We start from the raw sequence: 19,270 nt of genomic DNA, 5'->3' as shown, positions 1-19,270 counted from the left end.
TAATACCAGAAAACGATGTCATCCCAGAGAGAGGTGACAGACTACAGGCCCAGCACCCGCTTCACCGGCCCAAAGCTGCGGCGGTGATGCTCGGTGGCCCCCAGCGCAGCCAGGCGCTCCAGGTGCAGTGCGGTAGGATAGCCCTTGTGCTGGGCAAAGCCATATTCGGGATAGCAGCAATCCAGCTCGGCCATTTCGCGATCGCGCGTCACCTTGGCCAGGATCGACGCTGCGCTGATCTCCGCCACCCGGCTATCGCCTTTGACCACCGCCTGCGCCGCCATCGGCAGCGCCGGACAGCGGTTGCCGTCGATCAGGACAAAGTCCGGCTGCAGCGCCAGCCCGGCCACCGCGCGCTGCATCGCCACCATCGTGGCCTGCAGAATATTGAGGCGATCGATCTCTTCCGCCTCTGCCCGGCCCAGGCTCCAGCACAGCGCTTTCTCGACGATCTCGTCATACAGCGCGCAGCGCCGCTTTTCGCTCAGCTTTTTGGAGTCGGCCAGCCCGGCAATCGGACGCGCGGGATCCAGGATCACCGCCGCCGTCACCACCGCGCCCACCAACGGCCCGCGGCCGACCTCATCGACGCCGGCGATGCGGTCGGCGCAGGGGTAGACAAAAATATCACTCATTGGAGGACTCCCGGGGGTCAGCGGCTAACGCCAGCACCGCCTCGGCGGCTTGCGTATCGGCGCCGCAGCGGATCTGGCGGTGCAGCTGTAAAAAGGTCTGCTTCAGCGCCTGAGTCTGTGCGCCGTCGGCCAGCAGCGGCGCCAGCGCCTGCGCCAGACGCGGCGGCTGACACTCGTGCTGCAGCAGCTCCTCGACCAGCCGACGGCCGGCCAGCAGGTTGGGCAGAGAGACAAACTCGGTTTTTACCAGGCGCTGCGCCAGCCAAAACGTGAAGGGCTTCATGCGGTAGGCCACCACCATCGGGCACTTGGCCAGCATGCACTCCAGCGCCGCCGTTCCCGACGCCAGCAGCGCCGCGTCGCTGGCGTACATGGCGTTGCGCGCCTGACCGTCCAGCAGATGCGCCGGCAGATCCGGCGCCACCTCCGCCTTGATCCGTTCAAACTGCGCGCGACGCCGGGCGTTGACCAGCGGCACCACGATCTGTAGATCGGGATAGCTCTGCCGCAGCAACAGCGCGGTACGCAGAAAATCGGCGCTCAGCATTTCGACTTCGGCGCTGCGGCTGCCGGGCAGCAGCGCCAGACAGCGCGCATCGGCGGCGATCCCCAACGCCTGACGTGCCGCGGCGCGATCCGGCGCCAGCGGCATCGCATCGGCCATGGTATGGCCGATGAAGCGACAGGGAACATTGAAACGGTCGTAGAAGGCTTTCTCAAACGGCAGGAAGGCCAGCACCAAATCGGTGGCGCGGCCAATCTTAAACACCCGCTTCTGACGCCAGGCCCAGACGGAGGGGCTGACATAGTGGATGGTGCGAATGCCGCGCTGGTGCAGGCGGCCTTCCAGGGTCAGGTTGAAGTCCGGCGCATCGATACCGACAAACACGTCCGGCCGCAGCGCCGTAAAGCGCCGGGTCAGCTCGCGGCGAATGCGCAGCAGGCGCGGCAGACGCTCCAGCACCTCGACGATGCCCATCACCGCCAACTCTTCCATCTCGAACCAGGCCTCACAGCCCTCGGCCTGCATCAGCGGCCCCGCCACGCCGACGAAGCGGGCGTCGGGGTGACGCACCTTCAGTGCGCGGATCAGGCCGGCACCGAGAATATCGCCGGAGGTCTCCCCGGCGACCAGACCAATGGTAAGCGGGCGTGGGCCCCGCGCTGACGCCACCATGGACTAACGGATGATGCCGCGGGTGGAGCGGGCAAAGAAATCGACGAACAGCTGCACCGCCGGCTGGCGCTGAGCCAGGGCTTCGATCTCCGGCTTTGCCTCTTCCAGGGTTTTACCGCTGCGGTAGAGGATCTTGTAGGCGTTACGAATCGCCTGCAGGGCATCCTTCTCAAAGCCACGGCGCTTCAGCCCCTCCAGGTTCAGGCCGTACGGCGTGGCGTGGTTACCCTGGGCAATCACGTACGGCGGCACGTCCTGCGCGACGCCGGAGCAGCCGCCCACCATCACGTGCGCACCGATCACACAAAACTGGTGTACGGCCGTCATCCCGCCGATGATGGCGAAGTCGTCCACGCTGACGTGGCCGCCCAGCGTGGCGTTGTTGGCCAGAATACAGCGGTTGCCGATGACGCAGTCATGGGCAACATGGGTATTGACCATCAGCAGGTTATCGCTGCCGATACGGGTCAGACCGCCGCCCTGCGCCGTACCGCGATGAACGGTGACGCTCTCGCGAATGCGGTTGCGATCGCCGATCTCAACCCGGGTCGGCTCGCCGGCATACTTCAGATCCTGATTCACTTCGCCGATGGAGACGAACTGATAGATCTGGTTATCACAGCCAATCTTGGTGATCCCGTTGACCACCACATGGGACTTCAGCACGCTGCCCGCGCCGATTTCAACCTGCGAACCGATGTAGCAGAACGGGCCAATGTGAACACCGGCGCCAATCACCGCACCGTCTTCGACAATAGCGCTGGGATGGATAAAGGCGGTTTGATCAATCACGTATCAGGCCTCACGGTTACGGGCGCACATCATGGACGCCTCGCACACGATCTTGCCGTCAACCTTGGCAACACCGTTAAAGCGAGCCACGCCGCGGCGCTCTTTCAGAAACTCCACTTCCAGGATCATCTGGTCACCCGGATGAACCGGACGCTTAAAGCGGGCGTCATCGATACCGGCGAAGTAGTACAGTTCGCCCGGCTCCAGTTTGCCCACGCTCTTGAATGCCAGAATACCGGTGGCCTGCGCCATGGCTTCGAGGATCAGCACCCCGGGGAAAATCGGCTTGCCCGGGAAGTGTCCCTGGAAAAATGGCTCGTTGAAGGAGACATTCTTCACTGCACGCAGGAATTTGCCCTCTTGATAATCCAGCACACGATCCACCAGCAGGAACGGAAAACGGTGCGGCAGAAGCTCTAAAATCTCTGAAATATTGAGAGTATGAGTGTCAGTAGTCAAAATACTCTTCCTGTAAAAACGGATGTCAAACAACACGGCCTGCCTCACTCCTTCAGGGGACATGATGCAGGCCGCAAATCGAATTGGGCCACGGGCCCGGCGGGCATTAATCGCTGTGGACTTTCTTTTCTACGGCCTTCAAACGCTTATTGATCTCGTCAATATTCATCACCAGCGCAGCCGTCTTACGCCACGTTTTGTTTGGCTGAAGCGGAATGCCAGAAGAGTAGATACCGGGTTCGGTGATAGGTCGCATCACCATGCCCATCCCCGTCACCACTGCCTGATCGCAAATCTCCATGTGACCATTAATCACGCTGGCGCCGCCGATCTGACAATAGCGTCCAATCTTGAGGCTGCCGGCCATGATAACACCGCCGGCAACCGCTGTATTGTCACCAATCATGACGTTGTGCGCAATCTGACATTGGTTATCGATAATCACGCCGTTGCCGATAACGGTGTCATCCAGGGCGCCGCGGTCGATCGTGGTACAGGCGCCGATCTCGACGCGATCGCCGATGCGCACGCTGCCCAGCTGCGGAATTTTCACCCAGTTGCCGCGATCGTTGGCATAGCCAAAGCCATCGCTGCCGATCACCGTGCCGGACTGCACCAGACACTGCGCACCGATCTCGACCTGGTGGTAAACGCTGACGTTGGCCCACAGGCGGCTCCCGGCGCCGATCCGGGTAAACTTACCGATGAAACAGCCCGCGCCAATTATCACGTCGTCGCCCAGCGCTACGCCCGCCTCAATCACCGCATTGGCGCCGATGGAGACATTGTTGCCCAGCGTCGCCGTCGGATCGATTGACGCGCTCGGCACGATGCCGCTCGCCGGCGCCGGCGTCGTGTCCATGATCTGCGCCATCATGGCGTAGGTCAGGTAGGGGTTCTTCACTACCAGCGCCGCCTGCGGACAGAATTCCAGATCCGCTTGCGTCAACACCACGGCGCCGGCCTGGCAGGCAGCCAATTGCTCACGGTAGCGGCTGTTGGACAGAAACGTAATCTGGTTCGCTTGTGCTGAATGCATCGATGCCACGCCGGTGATGGCGAGATCGCCATCACCGTGCAGCTCGGCATTCAACTGCTGAGCAAGGTCAGCCAGTCGAATTGAAGCCATGCCTTATTTAACCTGTTTCAATACTTGAGCAGTGATGTCGTCAGAAGACTGAGAATAGGCCACCGCGTTGGCATCGATAACCATATCGTAGCCCTTGTCTTTCGCTACGCTGCGTACGGCATCCTGGATACGACTCAGCAGCTTATTGCGCTCTTCCATCTGGCGACGACGGTTGTCCTGTTCAAAAGCCTGCGCCTTACGGGCAAAAGTTTCACGCTGTGCGGCGATCTCTTTTTCCATCTTGGTGCGCTCACTGGCCTTCATGGTGGAAGCATCGCGCTGCAGACGCTGCATTTTACTCTGCAGATCGCGCTCCATGCCCTGAAGCTCGGTGGCACGGCCTTTGAACTCGCTCTCCAGCTGCTTCGCCACCGCATCACGCTGCGGAAGCTGTTGGAAAACGCCGGCAACGTTCACTACGGCAATTTTTTCAGCAGCCTGCACATTGGCGGAAACAGCCATCGCTACGCCCAGACCCGCCGCATATAACCACTTTTTCACTTTGAACTCCTTACCATCACCTAGTTGTGTCAATGACACGTCACTGCACAGGCGCCGACCCATCGTGTCTCACCACGTCCAGAGAAAAGAACGCGCTGAGCGGAGCATATGCAAAAAGGGTGCGGGGACATCCCCGCGCCTTTATATCCGGAGGCCTGCGCCGGCGGCGTCGCCGCGCCACAGTGCCTCCTGCGGATAATCGCGTTTCCGGTTACCAGGTTTTACCGATATTAAACTGGAACTGCTCCGCCTTATCGCCCTCATACTTCTTGACCGGCTGGGCATAGGAGAACACCAGCGGCCCCAGCGGCGACATCCACTGCAGCGCGATACCGGCCGACAGACGCACGTTGGTCGCCTTGCTGTAGTCCGGCAGCGTCGGGTAGGCGGCCTGATCCCAGTTGGTATCCCAGACGGTACCGGCATCCATAAATACGGAGGTGCGCAGAGAGTTGGCATACTGCTCGCTGACGAACGGCGTCGGGGTGATCAGCTCCAGGCTGGCGACCGCCATGGCGTTACCGCCCACCGCGTCGTTGTCGCCGGTCTTGTTCTGATCCACGCTGCCATCGCTGTTCAGGTACACCGCCTTCGGACCGATGTTATTGGACTGGAAGCCGCGTACGGTGCCAGAGCCGCCGGCGTAGAAGTTCTCATAGAACGGCATCTCTTTGCCGCCGAAGCCGTTACCGTAGCCCAGGCGGGTACGTCCCAGCACCACCCAGGTACGATCCTGGTTGATCGGGAAATAGCTCTGGCTGTCAAAGGTCAGCTTGTAGTATTCGTTGTCGGAGCCCGGCAGCGTGATCTTACCGTTCAGCGAGGCCTTGCTACCGGCCGTCGGGAAGAAGCCGCGATCCAGGTTATTGTAGGCCCAGCCGGCGGTCCAGGTATAGTCATCGGCCTTGTAGCTGGCGCGCTGGCTGTCGCTCGGATTTTGACCAACGGAGCGCAGATAGCGCCACATCGCCACCTGCGGCTGCATGTCGGACAGGTCGTTGTGTACATAGCCCAGGCCGGTGCGCAGCGAGTTGTTCTCGTTGATCGGGAAGCCCAGGGTGCCGTCAAAGCCATAGCTGCTGTTGGTATAGTCAGACAGATCGGCGTCGTTGGCCTTAAAATCGTTATAGAACAGGCGGCCGCCCAGGCTGACGCCGTTCACCGTAAAGTACGGATCGGTCAGCGACAGCTCGGCATAGGTCTGGTAATCGTTCTTGGTACCGTTGATCGCCACCACGTTGCCGGTGCCCAGCCAGTTATCCTGCTGTACTCCGACCTGGAAGCTGACGCCGCTCTCGGTACCGTAGCCGATACCGAAGTTAAAGCTGCCGGTATTACGCTCTTTCACCTTGTAGACAACATCGACCTGATCCGGCGTGCCGGGTACGCGCTGGGTCTCCACGTCGACGTTTTCAAAGTAACCGGTACGGTTCAGACGCTCTTTACCCTGCTCGACCTGATCGCTGCCCAGCCAAGAGCCTTCCATCTGGCGCATCTCACGGCGCAGTACCGCGTCTTTGCTGGTGTCGTTGCCGACAAAGCGAATCTGACGCACATAGTAGCGGTTACCGGCATCGACGTTCATATGCAGGACAACGGTCTTGTCCTTGTCATTGATCTCCGGCTGCGTCTGCACGCGCGGATAGGCATAGCCATAGCGCCCCAGCAGCTGCTTGATCTCATCCTCCATCTTGGTGACCTTGGCACCGTTATACAGCTCGCCCGGCTCCACCTTGGTCAGGCGGGTGATCTCGGCGCTGTAGCCGGCCATATTGCCGGTGACGTCCACCCCCTCCAGCTTATACTGATCGCCTTCGGTGATGTTGATGGTGATGTAGATCCCTTTCTTATCCGGCGTCAGGCTCACCTGGGTCGAATTAATGGCGAAACGCGCATAGCCGCGATCCAGATAGTAGCTGCGCAGGGCCTCAAGGTCGCCGGCCAGCTTCTGCTTCTGGTATTTGCGATCGGCCATCAGGTTCCACCACGGCACATCGTCGCGCAGCTGGAAGTGCCCCAGCAGCTCGGCGCTGCTGAACGCATGGTTGCCAACGATGTTAATCTGCTGGATCTGTGCCGATTTACCCTCGGTAAACACCAGCTTCAGATCGACGCGATTGCGCGGTAGCGGCGTCACCACCGCCTTCACGGTGGCGTTGTATTTACCGACGCTGTAGTAGAAATCTTCCAACCCTTTTTCAATGCTGGAAAGCGTGGTGCGATCGAGCGCCTCGCCGACGCGAACCCCGGAGGCCTCCAGGTTCTGCTTCAGCATCTCATCCTTCACTGACTTGTTGCCAGAGAAGGTAATGCTGGCGATGGTCGGACGTTCCTTAACCTGCACAATCAGGTTGTTACCATCACGCAGTACCCGCACATCCTCAAAGTTACCGGTGGCGTACAGCGCGCGGATGGTATTACTCAGATCCTCATCAGAGACGGTATCGCCTACGCGTACCGGCATGTTAAGTAACGCCGCACCGACGGCGACCCGCTGCAGTCCTTCGAAATGAATATTTTTCACTACGAAACCATCTGCACCGTATACGGTTGCGCTGCCAAACAGCAGCGACGCTAAGAGCAACTTTTTCATCGCCATCGTTGTTATGCGTTCTTCCTAACAATCCCGCCCATTACAGCCGCGAGAAATCATTGAAAAGTGCAAGCCCCATAAACAGCATCAGCAAAATCACGCCAATGCGATAGCCGAAAGCCTGAACCCGTTCGGACACCGGACCGCCCTTGAGCTTTTCCAGCGCAAGAAACAGCAGATGTCCCCCATCAAGAACCGGTAAAGGAAACAGGTTGATGATCCCCAGATTGACGCTGATCAGCGCCAAAAACATCAGGTAATACACCAAGCCATACTCAGCTGACGCCCCCGCTCCCTGTGCTATGGAGATAGGGCCGCCCAGATTGTTCAACTTTACATCACCGGTAATCAGTTTACCCAGCATGGAGACCGTCAGCTTCATCAGCTGCCAGGTCTTGTCCGTCGCCTGATACAGTGCCACGAACGGCCCATACTGGCGAATGGTTTGATACTCCTCCGGCAGCGGGATTACCTGCGGAACCACGCCAGCAAAGCCTTCGGTCAGCCCGCGCGACACGCGCCGGCTCTCCGGCGTCAGCGTCAGTGACGCCGGCTGCCCCGCCCGCTCGACATCCAGTGCCAGCGCGCGGTCGGGATTATCGCGGATCTGCAACGCAAAATCACGCCAGCCGCGTATTGGGACGCCATTGACTTTAACTATCCTGTCCCCTACTTGTAAACCTGCTTTCTGCGCCGCCGACCCCTTTTGTATCTCCGCCAGCACCGGCTCAATGGTCGGGCCACGCGGGATAATCCCCAGCGAGACGACCGGGTCCTGACGCTCGGGATCAAACTGCCAGCGGCGCAGGTCCAGGGTCTTTTCACTCACCAGGTGGCTGCCAAACGGCCCCACGCCGAGCGTGGTGCTGCCGTCGCCGATCTGCCCCACCAGCGCCAGTCGAACGGACTCCCAGTCCGGAGTATCGACACCGTCAACGGACTTCAGTTCCATTCCCGGCGTAATATGGGCGGCGGCGGCGATAGAATCCGGGGTCACATCGGCGATCACCGGACGCACGCTGGGCACCCCGATGACGAAGACCAGCCAGTAGGCGATGATGGCAAACACGAAGTTGGCGATGGGACCGGCGCTGACGATCGCGGCGCGCTGCAGCACGCTCTTGTTATTGAACGCCTGGTGGCGCCACTCCGGCGCCACGCTCTCGACCCGCTCATCCAGCATTTTGACATAGCCACCCAGCGGGATCGCCGCGACCACGTATTCGGTCCCCTGACGATCGACCCGCCGCCACAGCGCCTTGCCAAAGCCGATGGAGAAACGCTCGACCCGCACGCCGCAGCGGCGCGCGACCCAGAAGTGGCCAAACTCATGTACCGTGATCAGTACGCCCAGCGCCACCAAGAACGCCAGTACACTCCATAGGATGCCACCCATCGCTCCTCCCTTACCCGTTTAGGCCTGGCCAAAAACCAACAGCATCAGGCAGGCAAATACCGGCACCGCCGCCGTCAGACTATCGATGCGATCCAGTACGCCGCCGTGGCCGGGGATCAGGTGGCTACTGTCCTTAATACCCGCCTCGCGCTTGAACATGCTCTCCGTCAGATCGCCCAGCACAGAGGCCAGCGCGGCGATGACTGAGCAGACCAACAGCACGCGGACATCGACATCCAGCGGCGCATAGCGCCCAAACAGCCACGAGATCAGCGCAGAGGTCATCAGCCCGCCGATCAATCCTTCCCAAGTTTTCCCCGGCGACACCTTCGGCGCCAGCTTGTTCTTGCCGAACAGCTTGCCAAAGATATAGGCGCCGGAGTCGGCTCCCCATACCAGGAACATGACATACAGCAGCCACCAGGCGCCGCGATAATGGTTAGCCTCATAGCCATACTGACGCAGCGCCACCATCCCCCAGAAGAAGGGCAGAATGGTGACGATGCCAAACAGTACCTTCAGCGCACGCGAGTGACGCCACCAGCCGGCCGAGCGAGGGTAAAAAAACACCAGCGCCAGCGCCACAATCCACCAGACGGCGGCAGTCCACAGCGAGCCGGCGATCAGCGGCAGATGCACGCTGCGGGTGAACTCGGGCATCCCCAGCAGCATGGCGGCCAGCACCAGCCCACAGATCACGGCGCCCCAGATACGCTGATTGCGGCTGGCGAAACCGGCCAGCTGTCCCCACTCCCAGGCGGCCAGCATACAGACGGCGAGCGTCACCAGCGAGAATCCCAGCGGCGGCAGCAAGAACAGGGCGGCAATCACCACCGGGACCAAAATTAATGCAGTAATAATGCGCGACTTCAGCAAAAGTTCCCCCTATGACGCATCGGTTGCGTTGATAGGTGTCGTTCCCCCGAAGCGACGCTCGCGTTGTGCAAATGCATTCAGTGCACCTTCAAAGGTTGTTTCATCAAAATCAGGCCACAGCACGTCAGTAAAATAAAATTCTGAATAGGCAATTTGCCACAGCAGAAAGTTACTGACCCGATGCTCGCCTCCGGTACGGATAACTAAATCCACGGCATCCTGTTCATGCAGGCAGATCTGCTCACCCAGCATTGACTCCGTGATCGCCTCCGGCAGCAGCGTCCCCTGACGCACCTGCTCTGCCAGCGTTTTCACCCCCTGAACGATATCCCAGCGCCCACCGTAGTTGGCGGCGATGTTCAGTGTCAGGCCGGTATTCTCGGCGGTCATCTGCTCTGAGCGACGAATACGCTCCTGTAAGCGCGGGCTAAAGCGGCTGATATCACCGATCACCTTCAGCCGCACCTGATGCTTATGCAGTCGTTTGACTTCACTATCCAGTGCACGGACAAATAACTCCATCAGCGCCGACACTTCCTGCTGCGGCCGATTCCAGTTTTCGCTGCTAAAGGCATACAGCGTCAGCGCCCGAATTCCCCGGGTGACAGCGAAACGCACCGCACAGCGCACCGACTTAACGCCGGCCTTATGTCCGAATACACGCATTTTACCCTGACGTTTGGCCCAGCGGCCGTTGCCGTCCATGATAATCGCAACATGCCGGGGAACAGAGGCAGCGTCGCTCATCACAGTTGGTTGTGTGGATGACATACGTGTAAATTTTTCCTCAACAAGCCAGCAGGGCGGCCTCAACGTGTCCATCCCGCCGCGCGCAGTCCTGCGGCGACGGTCACTCCTGCGTAAATAAGGCCGTGAATCAGCACGGCCCCCCAATCATCTCAACTCAGACTGCCGCGCACACCCGACGCCGGCGAGCGGGGGGATCATTCCCCGCCCTCACGCCGTTCTTTTTGCGGCGCACGCGCAAAAAACTGGCGCAGACTATATCATCATGCCGTTAGCGCCACAAATCAGCGCACCCGGCCGGGCAAATTTAGCGGGAAAAACGCGCGCTCAGCGTCTGGGCTGCCTGGCGGGCAGCGCTATCAATCGCCAGCACCGCCTCAACGCAGTCCGGCTCAGCGCAGCGCAGCTGCTCCACCACGCCGCGGTTCAGCCGGGCGATGTCAGTAAAGCGTAGACGCCCATCCAGAAAGGCGGCAACCGCAATTTCATTCGCCGCATTCAGCGCCGTCGTCGCCGCCTGCCCCTCGGCAAACGCCTCGATAGCCAGCTGCAGACAGGGGTAACGCGCCATATCCGGCGCCTCAAAGCTCAGCGAGCCCAGGCGGCAGAAATCCAGCGGCTCAACGCCGCTCGGCGCGCGGTCGGGATAGGCCATAGCATGGGCGATCGGCGTACACATGTCCGGATTCCCCAGCTGGGCAATCACGCTGCCGTCCCGATAGCGCACCATGGAGTGGATCACCGACTGCGGGTGAACGATCACCTCCATCTCCTCCGCCGAGGCGTTGAACAGCCAGCGCGCCTCAATATACTCCAGCCCTTTATTCATCATGGTGGCGGAGTCGACGGAGATCTTGCGCCCCATAGACCAGTTGGGATGCGCGCAGGCCTGCGCCGGCGTGACGGCATCAAAATCCGCCAGCGGCAGCTGACGCAGCGGACCGCCGGAGCCGGTCAGCACGATACGGGTCACCCCGTGCTCACGCAGGCTGGCAAAGCCCAGCTGCTGCTGTACCGCCGTCGGCAGGCTCTGAAAAATGGCGTTGTGTTCACTGTCGATAGGCAGCAGCTGCGCCTGGCTGTGGGACAGCGCCTCCATAAACAGACGCCCGCAGGTCACCAGGGCCTCTTTGTTGGCCAGCAGCACCCGTTTGTTGGCCCGGATCGCCGCCAGCGTCGGCAGCAGGCCCGCGGCGCCGACGATCGCCGCCATCACCTGATCGACCTCATCCAGGGCAGCGAGCTCACAGGCGGCGTGCTCCCCGCTCATCACGGCAATCGCGCCAAGGCCGCACTCGAACAGGCGCTGGCGCAGCGTGGCGGCGGCGCCTTCATTGGCCATGCAGACATAGCGGGGGGAGAATTCACGGCACTGCTGCAGCATGACATCAACGTTCTTGCCTGCCACCAGTGCCACCACGCGGAACGCGCCGGGATTGGCCCGCACCACCGCCAGCGTACTGGTGCCGATGGAGCCGGTTGAACCTAAAATGGTCAGCGTCTTCATGAGGATACTCTGAATTACTGGGTCAAATCGCTACAGGATACGCTAAGCCAGCGCACCTCCCCAGCGAATTTTGCGCCGTCGCCAAGGCGCACTGGCGGCGCACAAACAAAAGCGCCGCCGAAGCGACGCTTATTCCCGAAACGGCAGGCGAGGAGAGCGCCCACCGCAGAGGTGCTGCGCAGCGGCCGGCGCGCATGGCGCCGCCCCAGGGGGATGCCGCTGCCGCGGCGGGATTAGAAATCCATCAGCTCTTTTTCTTTGTCAGCCAGCGCCGCATCGATCTTTTTGATCATCAGGTCGGTGATCTTCTGGATCTCGTCCTGAGACTTGCGATCTTCGTCTTCGCTGATCTCTTTGTCTTTCAGCAGCGCCTTCACCTTATCATTGGCGTCGCGGCGTACGTTACGCACGGAAACGCGGCCAGATTCGGCCTCAGAGCGTACCAGCTTGATCAGATCCTTACGGCGTTCTTCCGTCAGCGGCGGCAGCGGAACGCGGATCACGGTGCCGGCAGAGGCGGGATTCAGGCCCAGATCGGAGGTCAGGATGGCTTTTTCGATAGCCCCGGACATGCTGCGATCGAATACGGTCAGGGCCAGCGTACGGGAGTCTTCCGCAACGATGTTGGCCAGCTGACGCAACGGCGTCGCGGTGCCGTAGTACTCAACCTGAATGCCATCGAGCAGGTTGGGATGTGCACGGCCGGTGCGGATTTTGCTGATATTGCCCTTGAATGACTCGACGCATTTGTCCATGCGCGTTTCGGCATCTTTTCTGATTTCGTTGATCACGTTGCGAACCCTTGAAAACGGTGGTTGTGGTTAGTAGAGTGAATTGTGCACCAAAGGCCAAGCGTTTTTCAATGCGACCGGCGCAATACGGCAGCCGGACGTGCCGGCTGTTCCGCATGCACGCAGCGCATTATTTGGTGATCAGCGTACCTTCTTGTTCGCCCATCACGACGCGACGCAGCGCACCCGGCTTATTCATGTTAAACACGCGGATCGGGAGATTATGATCGCGCGCCAGAGTGAAGGCGGCCAGATCCATCACCTTCAGCTCTTTCTCCAACACATCCTGATAGCTCAGCTGTTCATACAGCGTGGCGTCCGGATTTTTCATCGGATCGGCCGAATAGACGCCGTCCACCTTGGTCGCCTTCAGCACGACGTCGGCTTCGATTTCGATCCCGCGCAGACAGGCGGCGGAGTCGGTGGTAAAGAACGGATTACCGGTGCCGGCGGAGAAAATCACGACGCGGTTGTTGCGCAGCAGGCTGATCGCCTCCGCCCAGCTGTAGTTGTCACATACGCCGTTCAGCGGAATGGCCGACATCAGACGGGCGTTGACATAGGCACGGTGCAGCGCATCGCGCATCGCCAGGCCGTTCATCACCGTCGCCAGCATCCCCATGTGGTCGCCGACCACTCGGTTCATCCCCGCCTGCGCCAGACCGGCGCCGCGGAACAGGTTGCCACCGCCAATCACCACGCCCACCTGCACGCCTAATTCAACCAGCTCTTTGACCTCCTGCGCCATGCGGTCCAGCACGCTCGCATCGATGCCAAAACCTTCTGAGCCTTGCAGAGCTTCGCCGCTCAGCTTAAGCAGAATACGCTGGTAAACGGGTTTGGAATTGGTAGCCATGGTGTTTGAGTCCTAAGAAACAGTCAATTAATTAGTCGGAGGTATTTCAATGTACGGTCTGCGCCCCTGACCGCTCATTGAAGTAAGTCTGGCCGGATAAAACAGAACCGCCTCACGGCGGCTCTGTCGTCAAAGGGGATTAGGCCCCTTTAGACATCGCGGCAACTTCTGCAGCGAAGTCGGTTTCGACTTTCTCGATGCCTTCGCCTACTTCGAAGCGGATAAAGCCGGTCACGTTAGCGTTGTGCTCTTTCAGCAGCTGGCCAACGGTCTTGCTCGGATCCATAACGAAGCTCTGACCGGTCAGAGAGACTTCACCGGTGAACTTACGCATACGGCCTTCGACCATCTTCTCAGCGATTTCGCGCGGCTTGCCAGACTGCATGGCGATGTCCAGCTGGATCTGGTGCTCGTGCGCAACCACGTCTGCCGGTACGTCTTCCGGCTTAACGTATTCCGGCTTGCTCGCGGCGATGTGCATGGCGATGTGCTTGATCAGCTCTTCGTCAGCGCCGGTAGCGGCAACCATAACGCCGATGCGCGCGCCGTGGCTGTAGGTGCCCAGCAGGTCACCGGTCAGTTCAGACACGCGACGGATGTTGATGTTTTCACCGATTTTGGCAACCAGCTGAGTACGCTGTTCTTCGAACTTCGCTTTCAGGGTATCGATATCGATGATTTTGTCAGCCAGGGCAGCGGCGGCAACTTCATCGGCAAACGCTTTGAAGCCAGCGTCTTTGGCAACGAAGTCGGTTTCGCAGTTCATCTCAACGATGACGCCATATTTACCGTCAGCGGCAACCTTGGTCAGGATCACGCCTTCAGCGGCAACACGGCCGGCTTTCTTGGCCGCTTTGGCCTGGCCGGATTTACGCATGTTGTCGATGGCCAGCTCGATGTCGCCGTTAGCTTCAACCAGTGCCTTTTTACATTCCATCATGCCTGCGCCGGTACGCTCACGCAGTTCTTTTACCAGGGAAGCGGTAATTTCAGCCATTGTATTTTCCTCGGTTATCTCGCCCAGAGGGAGCCTCTGCGCCAGACGATTGTTCTAGAGATGACATCTTTGCGGAATAGACCACAAAGAAAGGGGGCCATGATAGGCCCCCTAACCAACATATGAATACCGGTTAATAAGGGCTCCTGCGAGCTGTCCTTATTACTCGGCTTCAGCCATGGTTTCTTCAGCCTGGGCAACCAGATCCTGAGAACGGCCTTCACGCACGGCTTCAGCCACGGCGCTCAGGTACAGGGTCACAGCGCGGATAGCGTCATCGTTACCCGGGATAACGAAGTCAACGCCGTCCGGATCGGAGTTGGTATCAACGATAGAGAATACCGGGATACCCAGGTTGTTGGCTTCTTTGATGGCGATGTGTTCGTGATCGGCATCGATAACGAACAGCGCGTCCGGCAGACCGCCCATATCTTTGATACCGCCCAGGCTGTTTTCCAGCTTGTCCAGCTCGCGGGTACGCATCAGAGCTTCTTTTTTGGTCAGTTTGTCGAAGGTGCCATCCTGAGACTGAGTTTCCAGATCTTTCAGACGCTTGATGGACTGACGAACGGTTTTCCAGTTGGTCAGCATACCGCCCAGCCAGCGATGGTTCACATAGAACTGATCGCAGTTCAGGGCAGCGTCTTTTACCGCTTCGCTTGCTGCGCGCTTGGTACCAACGAACAGGATCTTGCCCTTACGGGAGGCGATCTTGCTCAGCTCAGCCAGAGCGTCGTTGAACATCGGTACGGTTTTTTCAAGGTTGATGATGTGAACTTTGTTACGAGCACCGAAGATGAACGGCTTCATTTTCGGGTTCCAGTAACGGGTCTGGTGACCGAAGTGAACACCAGCCTTGAGCATATCGCGCATGGAAACAGTTGCCATGATTAGACCTCTATAAAAATTGGGGTTATGCCTCCACGTATCCCATGACGCCGACCACCGCACGCATTCGCGTCCGACGGCACCCCGGCACATGTGCCGATACGTGTGTGTTGTTTATGCAAATAACACAAAGTGAGATTTACAGCTTCCGCGTACGCCTTGCGGACATACGGGAACTGCGGCGCGCTTTATACCATAAACACGCGATAGACTCCACCTTTTGTTGCATTTTGAGCCAGCCACCCTGCTGCCATTTGGCAGGGCGTAGCGGGACTGTTACCATAGAAGACATTGCTTCTCATTGTCGCTGCGGCGACGTCCGTGGACAGAATACCTATGGCTATTGCACTGAAAACACCACAAGACATCGAAAAAATGCGCATCGCTGGCCGCCTGGCCGCCGAGGTGCTGGAAATGATCGCCCCGCACGTGGTGCCCGGCGTCACCACCGGCGAGCTGGATCGCCTGTGCGATGCGTACATCACACAGCAACAGCACGCCATCTCCGCCTGCCTGGGCTATCACGGCTACCCGAAATCCGTCTGCATTTCGGTCAATGAGGTGGTCTGCCACGGTATCCCAAGCGACGATAAGGCGCTTAAGGACGGCGATATCGTCAATATCGACGTCACCGTGATCAAAGACGGCTGGCACGGCGATACCTCCAAGATGTTTATCGTTGGCAAGCCGACCATCCTCGGCGAGCGCCTGTGCCGCATCACCCAGGAGAGTCTGTATCTGGCGCTGAAGATGGTCAAACCGGGCATCCGTCTGCGCAGCCTCGGCAAGGCCATTCAGAAATTCGTTGAGGAAAACGGCTTCTCCGTGGTGCGAGAGTACTGCGGCCATGGCATTGGCGAAGTGTTCCACGAAGAGCCGCAGGTGCTGCACTACGATGCCGACGACGGCGGCGTGGTGCTGCAGGCGGGCATGACGTTCACCATTGAACCGATGGTCAACGCCGGTGACTACCGCATCCGCCTGATGAAGGACGGCTGGACGGTAAAAACCAAGGATCGCAGCTTGTCCGCGCAGTACGAGCATACTATCGTTGTCACAGACAGCGGCTGCGAGATCCTGACGCTGCGCGAGGAAGAGCACGATTTACCGCGGGTGATCGCCCACGACATGAGCGCCCAGTGAGTGCGCGCCCGCCCCTGCGGGGGCGTCTCACTGCAGCACGCAGATAACCTAGGCCGGCTTATGCCGGCTTTTTTATCAATGGACTGCCTATGGCCGAGTTATCGCACGGCGAATCAGACGCCCTGCCGCCCGTATCGCCGGACACCCTCCCCGCCGACGCGCTGACCTGCGCCGGGCTGAAGCCCCACATGGAGCAGCTGCGCCGCTGGCTGGACGGCGCCTTTCGCCGCGGCGAGAGCGCCGAGTCGCTGGTTGCCGCCCGAACCCACTATCTCGACCGTCTGCTGGTGCGCCTGTGGCGCAGCTACGGCTTCGACAGCCAGCCCGGCCTGGCGCTGATCGCCGTCGGCGGCTATGGCCGCGCTGAGCTGCACCCGCTATCGGACATCGACCTGCTGCTGCTCAGCGCCGAGCCGCTGGCGCAGGCGCAGGAGGCGCAGATTGGCGCGCTGATAACCCTGCTGTGGGACCTGCGCCTGGAGGTTGGCCACAGCGTTCGTACCCTGGCGCAGTGCCTGAGCGAGGGGCTGGCCGATCTGACCGTCGCCACCAACCTGATCGAATCCCGTCTGCTGAGCGGCGACGTCGCGCTGTTTCTCCAGTTACAAAAACAGCTATTCAGCGATGACTTCTGGCCCTCGCCGCGCTTTTACCACGCCAAGGTGAACGAACAGCGCGAGCGCCACCGGCGCTATCACGGCACCAGCTATAATCTGGAGCCGGATATCAAGGCCAGCCCCGGCGGCCTGCGCGATATTCACACCCTGCTGTGGGTCGCCCATCGTCACTTTGGCGCCACCTCCCTCGATGAGATGGTCGGCTTCGGCTACCTGACAGAGGCCGAGGCCGACGAGCTGAACGAATGCCGCAGCTTCCTGTGGCGCATCCGCTTCGCCCTGCATCTGGTGGTCAACCGCTACGACAACCGCCTGCTGTTCGATCGTCAGCTCAGCGTCGCCCGCCTGCTGGGCTATCAGGGCGAAGGCAACGCGCCCATCGAAAAGATGATGAAAGAGTTTTACCGCATGACCCGGCGGGTGCGTGAGCTGAACCAGATGCTGTTACAGCTGTTCGATGAGGCGATCCTCGCACTGGACACCCGGGAAAAACCGCGCATTCTCGATGACTACTTCCAGCTGCGCGGCCCCCTGATCGATCTGCGCGATCCGGACACCTTCAGCCACGATCCGGTGATTATTCTGCGCCTGTTCTACGCCATGGCGCGCAATCCGGAGATCGAGGGCATCTACTCCACCACGCTGCGTCAGCTGCGCTACGCGCGCCGCCATCTGAAACAGCCCCTGTGCGCCCTACCCGAGGCGCGCAGCCTGTTCATGGCGATCCTGCGCCACCCCGGCGCGGTGCGACGCGCGCTGCTGCCCATGCACCATCACAGCGTCCTGTGGGCCTATATGCCGCAGTGGGGAAAGATCGTCGGCCAGATGCAGTTTGACCTGTTCCACGCCTACACCGTGGACGAGCACACCATGCGGGTGCTGCTCAAGCTGGAGAGCTTTGCCGATCGGGATAACCATGGGCGCCACCCGCTGTGCGTCGAGCTCTACCCGCGCCTGCCGCAGCCGGAGCTGCTGCTGCTCGCCGCCCTGTTCCACGATATCGCCAAAGGACGCGGCGGCGACCACTCCCTGCTCGGCGCCGACGACGTGCTGGAGTTTGCCCGTTTGCACGGCCTTAACACGCGCGAAACCCAGCTGGTGGCCTGGCTGGTGCGCTGCCATCTGCTGATGTCGGTCACCGCTCAGCGCCGCGATATTCAGGATCCCGAGGTCATTCGCCACTTCTGTGCGGAGGTGCACAGCGAAACCCGGCTGCGCTATCTGATCTGCCTGACGGTCGCCGACATCTGCGCGACCAACGAAAACCTGTGGAACAGCTGGAAGCAGAGCCTGCTGCGCGAGCTGTTCTTCGCCAGCGAAAAACAGCTGCGCCGCGGTATGCACAGCAGCCCGGACATGCGCGAACGGGTACGCCATCACCGGCTGCAGGCGCTGGCGCTGCTGCGGATGGACAACATCGACGAACCGGAACTGATGCAGCTGTGGGGCCGCTGCCGCGCAGACTACTTCCTGCGCCATACGCCCAGCCAGCTGGCGTGGCACGCCCGCCACCTGCTGTGCCACCGCGGCGACGGCCCCCTGGTGCTGGTCAGTCAGCATGCCACGCGCGGCGGTACCGAAATTTTCATCTACAGCCCCGATCGGCCTTACCTGTTTGCCGCCGTCGCCGGTGAGTTGGATCGACGCAATCTCAGCGTACACGACGCACAGATCTTCACCAATCGCGATAACTATGCCATGGACACCTTCGTGGTGCTGGAGCCCGACGGCAGCCCGCTGGCGCCCGATCGCCACGACGCCATCCGCCTGGCGCTGGAGCACGCGCTGACGCAGCCGCACTATCACCCTCCGCGCGCGCGCCGCGCGCCGGCGCGTCTACGCCACTTCAGCGTTCCGACGGAGGTCAGCTTTCTGCCGGCCCATAACGCCCGGCGTAGCTACATGGAGCTCGTCGCGCTCGATCGTCCGGGACTGCTGGCACACATCGGCGAGATCTTTGCCGAAATGGGGCTCTCGCTGCACGGCGCCCGCATTACCACCATTGGCGAGCGGGTCGAAGATCTGTTTATTCTGGCCGACGGCGAACGGCGCGCATTAACGCCTGAAATGCAGCGGGAGCTGGCGCAACGGTTGACAGAAACCCTGCTTAGCGCCGATAAAGGGTAGATTTTTTTACGCACCCGCCGCGCCGATCCGGCGCCCGGC

At 60.3% G+C, this 19,270-nt stretch carries 17 protein-coding genes; 2 read left to right on the top strand and 15 right to left on the bottom strand.

Annotated elements, in window-relative coordinates:
• Positions 1–41 precede the first annotated feature (41 nt).
• From rnhB to rpsB, 15 genes are all read right to left on the bottom strand, one after another.
• Positions 42–635 (bottom strand): ribonuclease HII, encoded by a 594-nt coding sequence (gene rnhB / locus ETEE_RS11490; protein WP_034163227.1) that lies wholly within the window; start codon positions 633–635, stop codon positions 42–44.
• Positions 628–1,812, bottom strand: a complete 1,185-nt coding sequence (gene lpxB / locus ETEE_RS11485; RefSeq protein ID WP_034163226.1) for a lipid-A-disaccharide synthase — start codon at positions 1,810–1,812, stop codon at positions 628–630. The genes rnhB and lpxB overlap by 8 nt, the downstream gene beginning before the upstream one ends.
• Positions 1,813–1,815: 3 nt before the next feature.
• Entirely contained in the window at positions 1,816–2,604 is a 789-nt protein-coding gene (gene lpxA / locus ETEE_RS11480) for an acyl-ACP--UDP-N-acetylglucosamine O-acyltransferase (RefSeq protein WP_034163225.1), read from the bottom strand.
• A 3-nt stretch (positions 2,605–2,607) separates the two neighbouring features.
• Positions 2,608–3,063, bottom strand: coding sequence for a 3-hydroxyacyl-ACP dehydratase FabZ (gene fabZ, locus ETEE_RS11475; protein ID WP_005282947.1), 456 nt, complete (start codon positions 3,061–3,063; stop codon positions 2,608–2,610).
• Between the two features lie 106 nt (positions 3,064–3,169).
• Positions 3,170–4,192, bottom strand: a complete 1,023-nt coding sequence (gene lpxD / locus ETEE_RS11470; RefSeq protein ID WP_034163224.1) for a UDP-3-O-(3-hydroxymyristoyl)glucosamine N-acyltransferase — start codon at positions 4,190–4,192, stop codon at positions 3,170–3,172.
• Between the two features lie 3 nt (positions 4,193–4,195).
• On the bottom strand, positions 4,196–4,693 hold the full coding sequence (gene skp / locus ETEE_RS11465; RefSeq protein WP_034163223.1) for a molecular chaperone Skp: 498 nt from the start codon (positions 4,691–4,693) through the stop codon (positions 4,196–4,198).
• Positions 4,694–4,904: 211 nt separating this feature from the next.
• Positions 4,905–7,292 (bottom strand): outer membrane protein assembly factor BamA, encoded by a 2,388-nt coding sequence (gene bamA, locus ETEE_RS11460; RefSeq protein ID WP_034163222.1) that lies wholly within the window; start codon positions 7,290–7,292, stop codon positions 4,905–4,907.
• A gap of 34 nt (positions 7,293–7,326) precedes the next feature.
• Positions 7,327–8,682, bottom strand: a complete 1,356-nt coding sequence (gene rseP / locus ETEE_RS11455; protein WP_034163221.1) for a sigma E protease regulator RseP — start codon at positions 8,680–8,682, stop codon at positions 7,327–7,329.
• An 18-nt stretch (positions 8,683–8,700) separates the two neighbouring features.
• Complete coding sequence (gene cdsA / locus ETEE_RS11450; protein ID WP_034163220.1) at positions 8,701–9,558, bottom strand: phosphatidate cytidylyltransferase; 858 nt, start codon at positions 9,556–9,558, stop codon at positions 8,701–8,703.
• 9 nt (positions 9,559–9,567) lie between these two features.
• On the bottom strand, positions 9,568–10,329 hold the full coding sequence (gene ispU, locus ETEE_RS11445) for a (2E,6E)-farnesyl-diphosphate-specific ditrans,polycis-undecaprenyl-diphosphate synthase (protein ID WP_034163219.1): 762 nt from the start codon (positions 10,327–10,329) through the stop codon (positions 9,568–9,570).
• 283 nt (positions 10,330–10,612) lie between these two features.
• Complete coding sequence (gene ispC / locus ETEE_RS11440; protein ID WP_034163218.1) at positions 10,613–11,812, bottom strand: 1-deoxy-D-xylulose-5-phosphate reductoisomerase; 1,200 nt, start codon at positions 11,810–11,812, stop codon at positions 10,613–10,615.
• Between the two features lie 233 nt (positions 11,813–12,045).
• Positions 12,046–12,603: a ribosome recycling factor gene (gene frr, locus ETEE_RS11435; protein ID WP_012847609.1), complete on the bottom strand. Its 558-nt coding sequence runs from the start codon at positions 12,601–12,603 to the stop codon at positions 12,046–12,048.
• 130 nt (positions 12,604–12,733) lie between these two features.
• Positions 12,734–13,459, bottom strand: a complete 726-nt coding sequence (gene pyrH / locus ETEE_RS11430) for a UMP kinase (protein ID WP_015870247.1) — start codon at positions 13,457–13,459, stop codon at positions 12,734–12,736.
• Between the two features lie 139 nt (positions 13,460–13,598).
• A complete protein-coding gene (gene tsf / locus ETEE_RS11425) occupies positions 13,599–14,456 on the bottom strand; it encodes a translation elongation factor Ts (RefSeq protein ID WP_012847607.1) in 858 nt (285 codons plus the stop codon).
• A 162-nt stretch (positions 14,457–14,618) separates the two neighbouring features.
• Positions 14,619–15,344 (bottom strand): 30S ribosomal protein S2, encoded by a 726-nt coding sequence (rpsB, locus tag ETEE_RS11420; protein WP_034163217.1) that lies wholly within the window; start codon positions 15,342–15,344, stop codon positions 14,619–14,621.
• 336 nt (positions 15,345–15,680) lie between these two features.
• Between rpsB and map the strand changes: the two genes are divergently transcribed.
• Together map and glnD are read left to right on the top strand one after the other, a co-directional pair.
• Positions 15,681–16,487 (top strand): type I methionyl aminopeptidase, encoded by an 807-nt coding sequence (gene map / locus ETEE_RS11415; protein WP_034163216.1) that lies wholly within the window; start codon positions 15,681–15,683, stop codon positions 16,485–16,487.
• An 89-nt stretch (positions 16,488–16,576) separates the two neighbouring features.
• Positions 16,577–19,231, top strand: a complete 2,655-nt coding sequence (glnD, locus tag ETEE_RS11410) for a bifunctional uridylyltransferase/uridylyl-removing protein GlnD (protein ID WP_034163215.1) — start codon at positions 16,577–16,579, stop codon at positions 19,229–19,231.
• Positions 19,232–19,270: the final 39 nt, after the last annotated feature.

The organism is Edwardsiella anguillarum ET080813, from assembly GCF_000264765.2.
GTDB lineage: Bacteria > Pseudomonadota > Gammaproteobacteria > Enterobacterales > Enterobacteriaceae > Edwardsiella > Edwardsiella anguillarum.
This window is presented reverse-complemented; position numbering and strand designations above follow the sequence as displayed.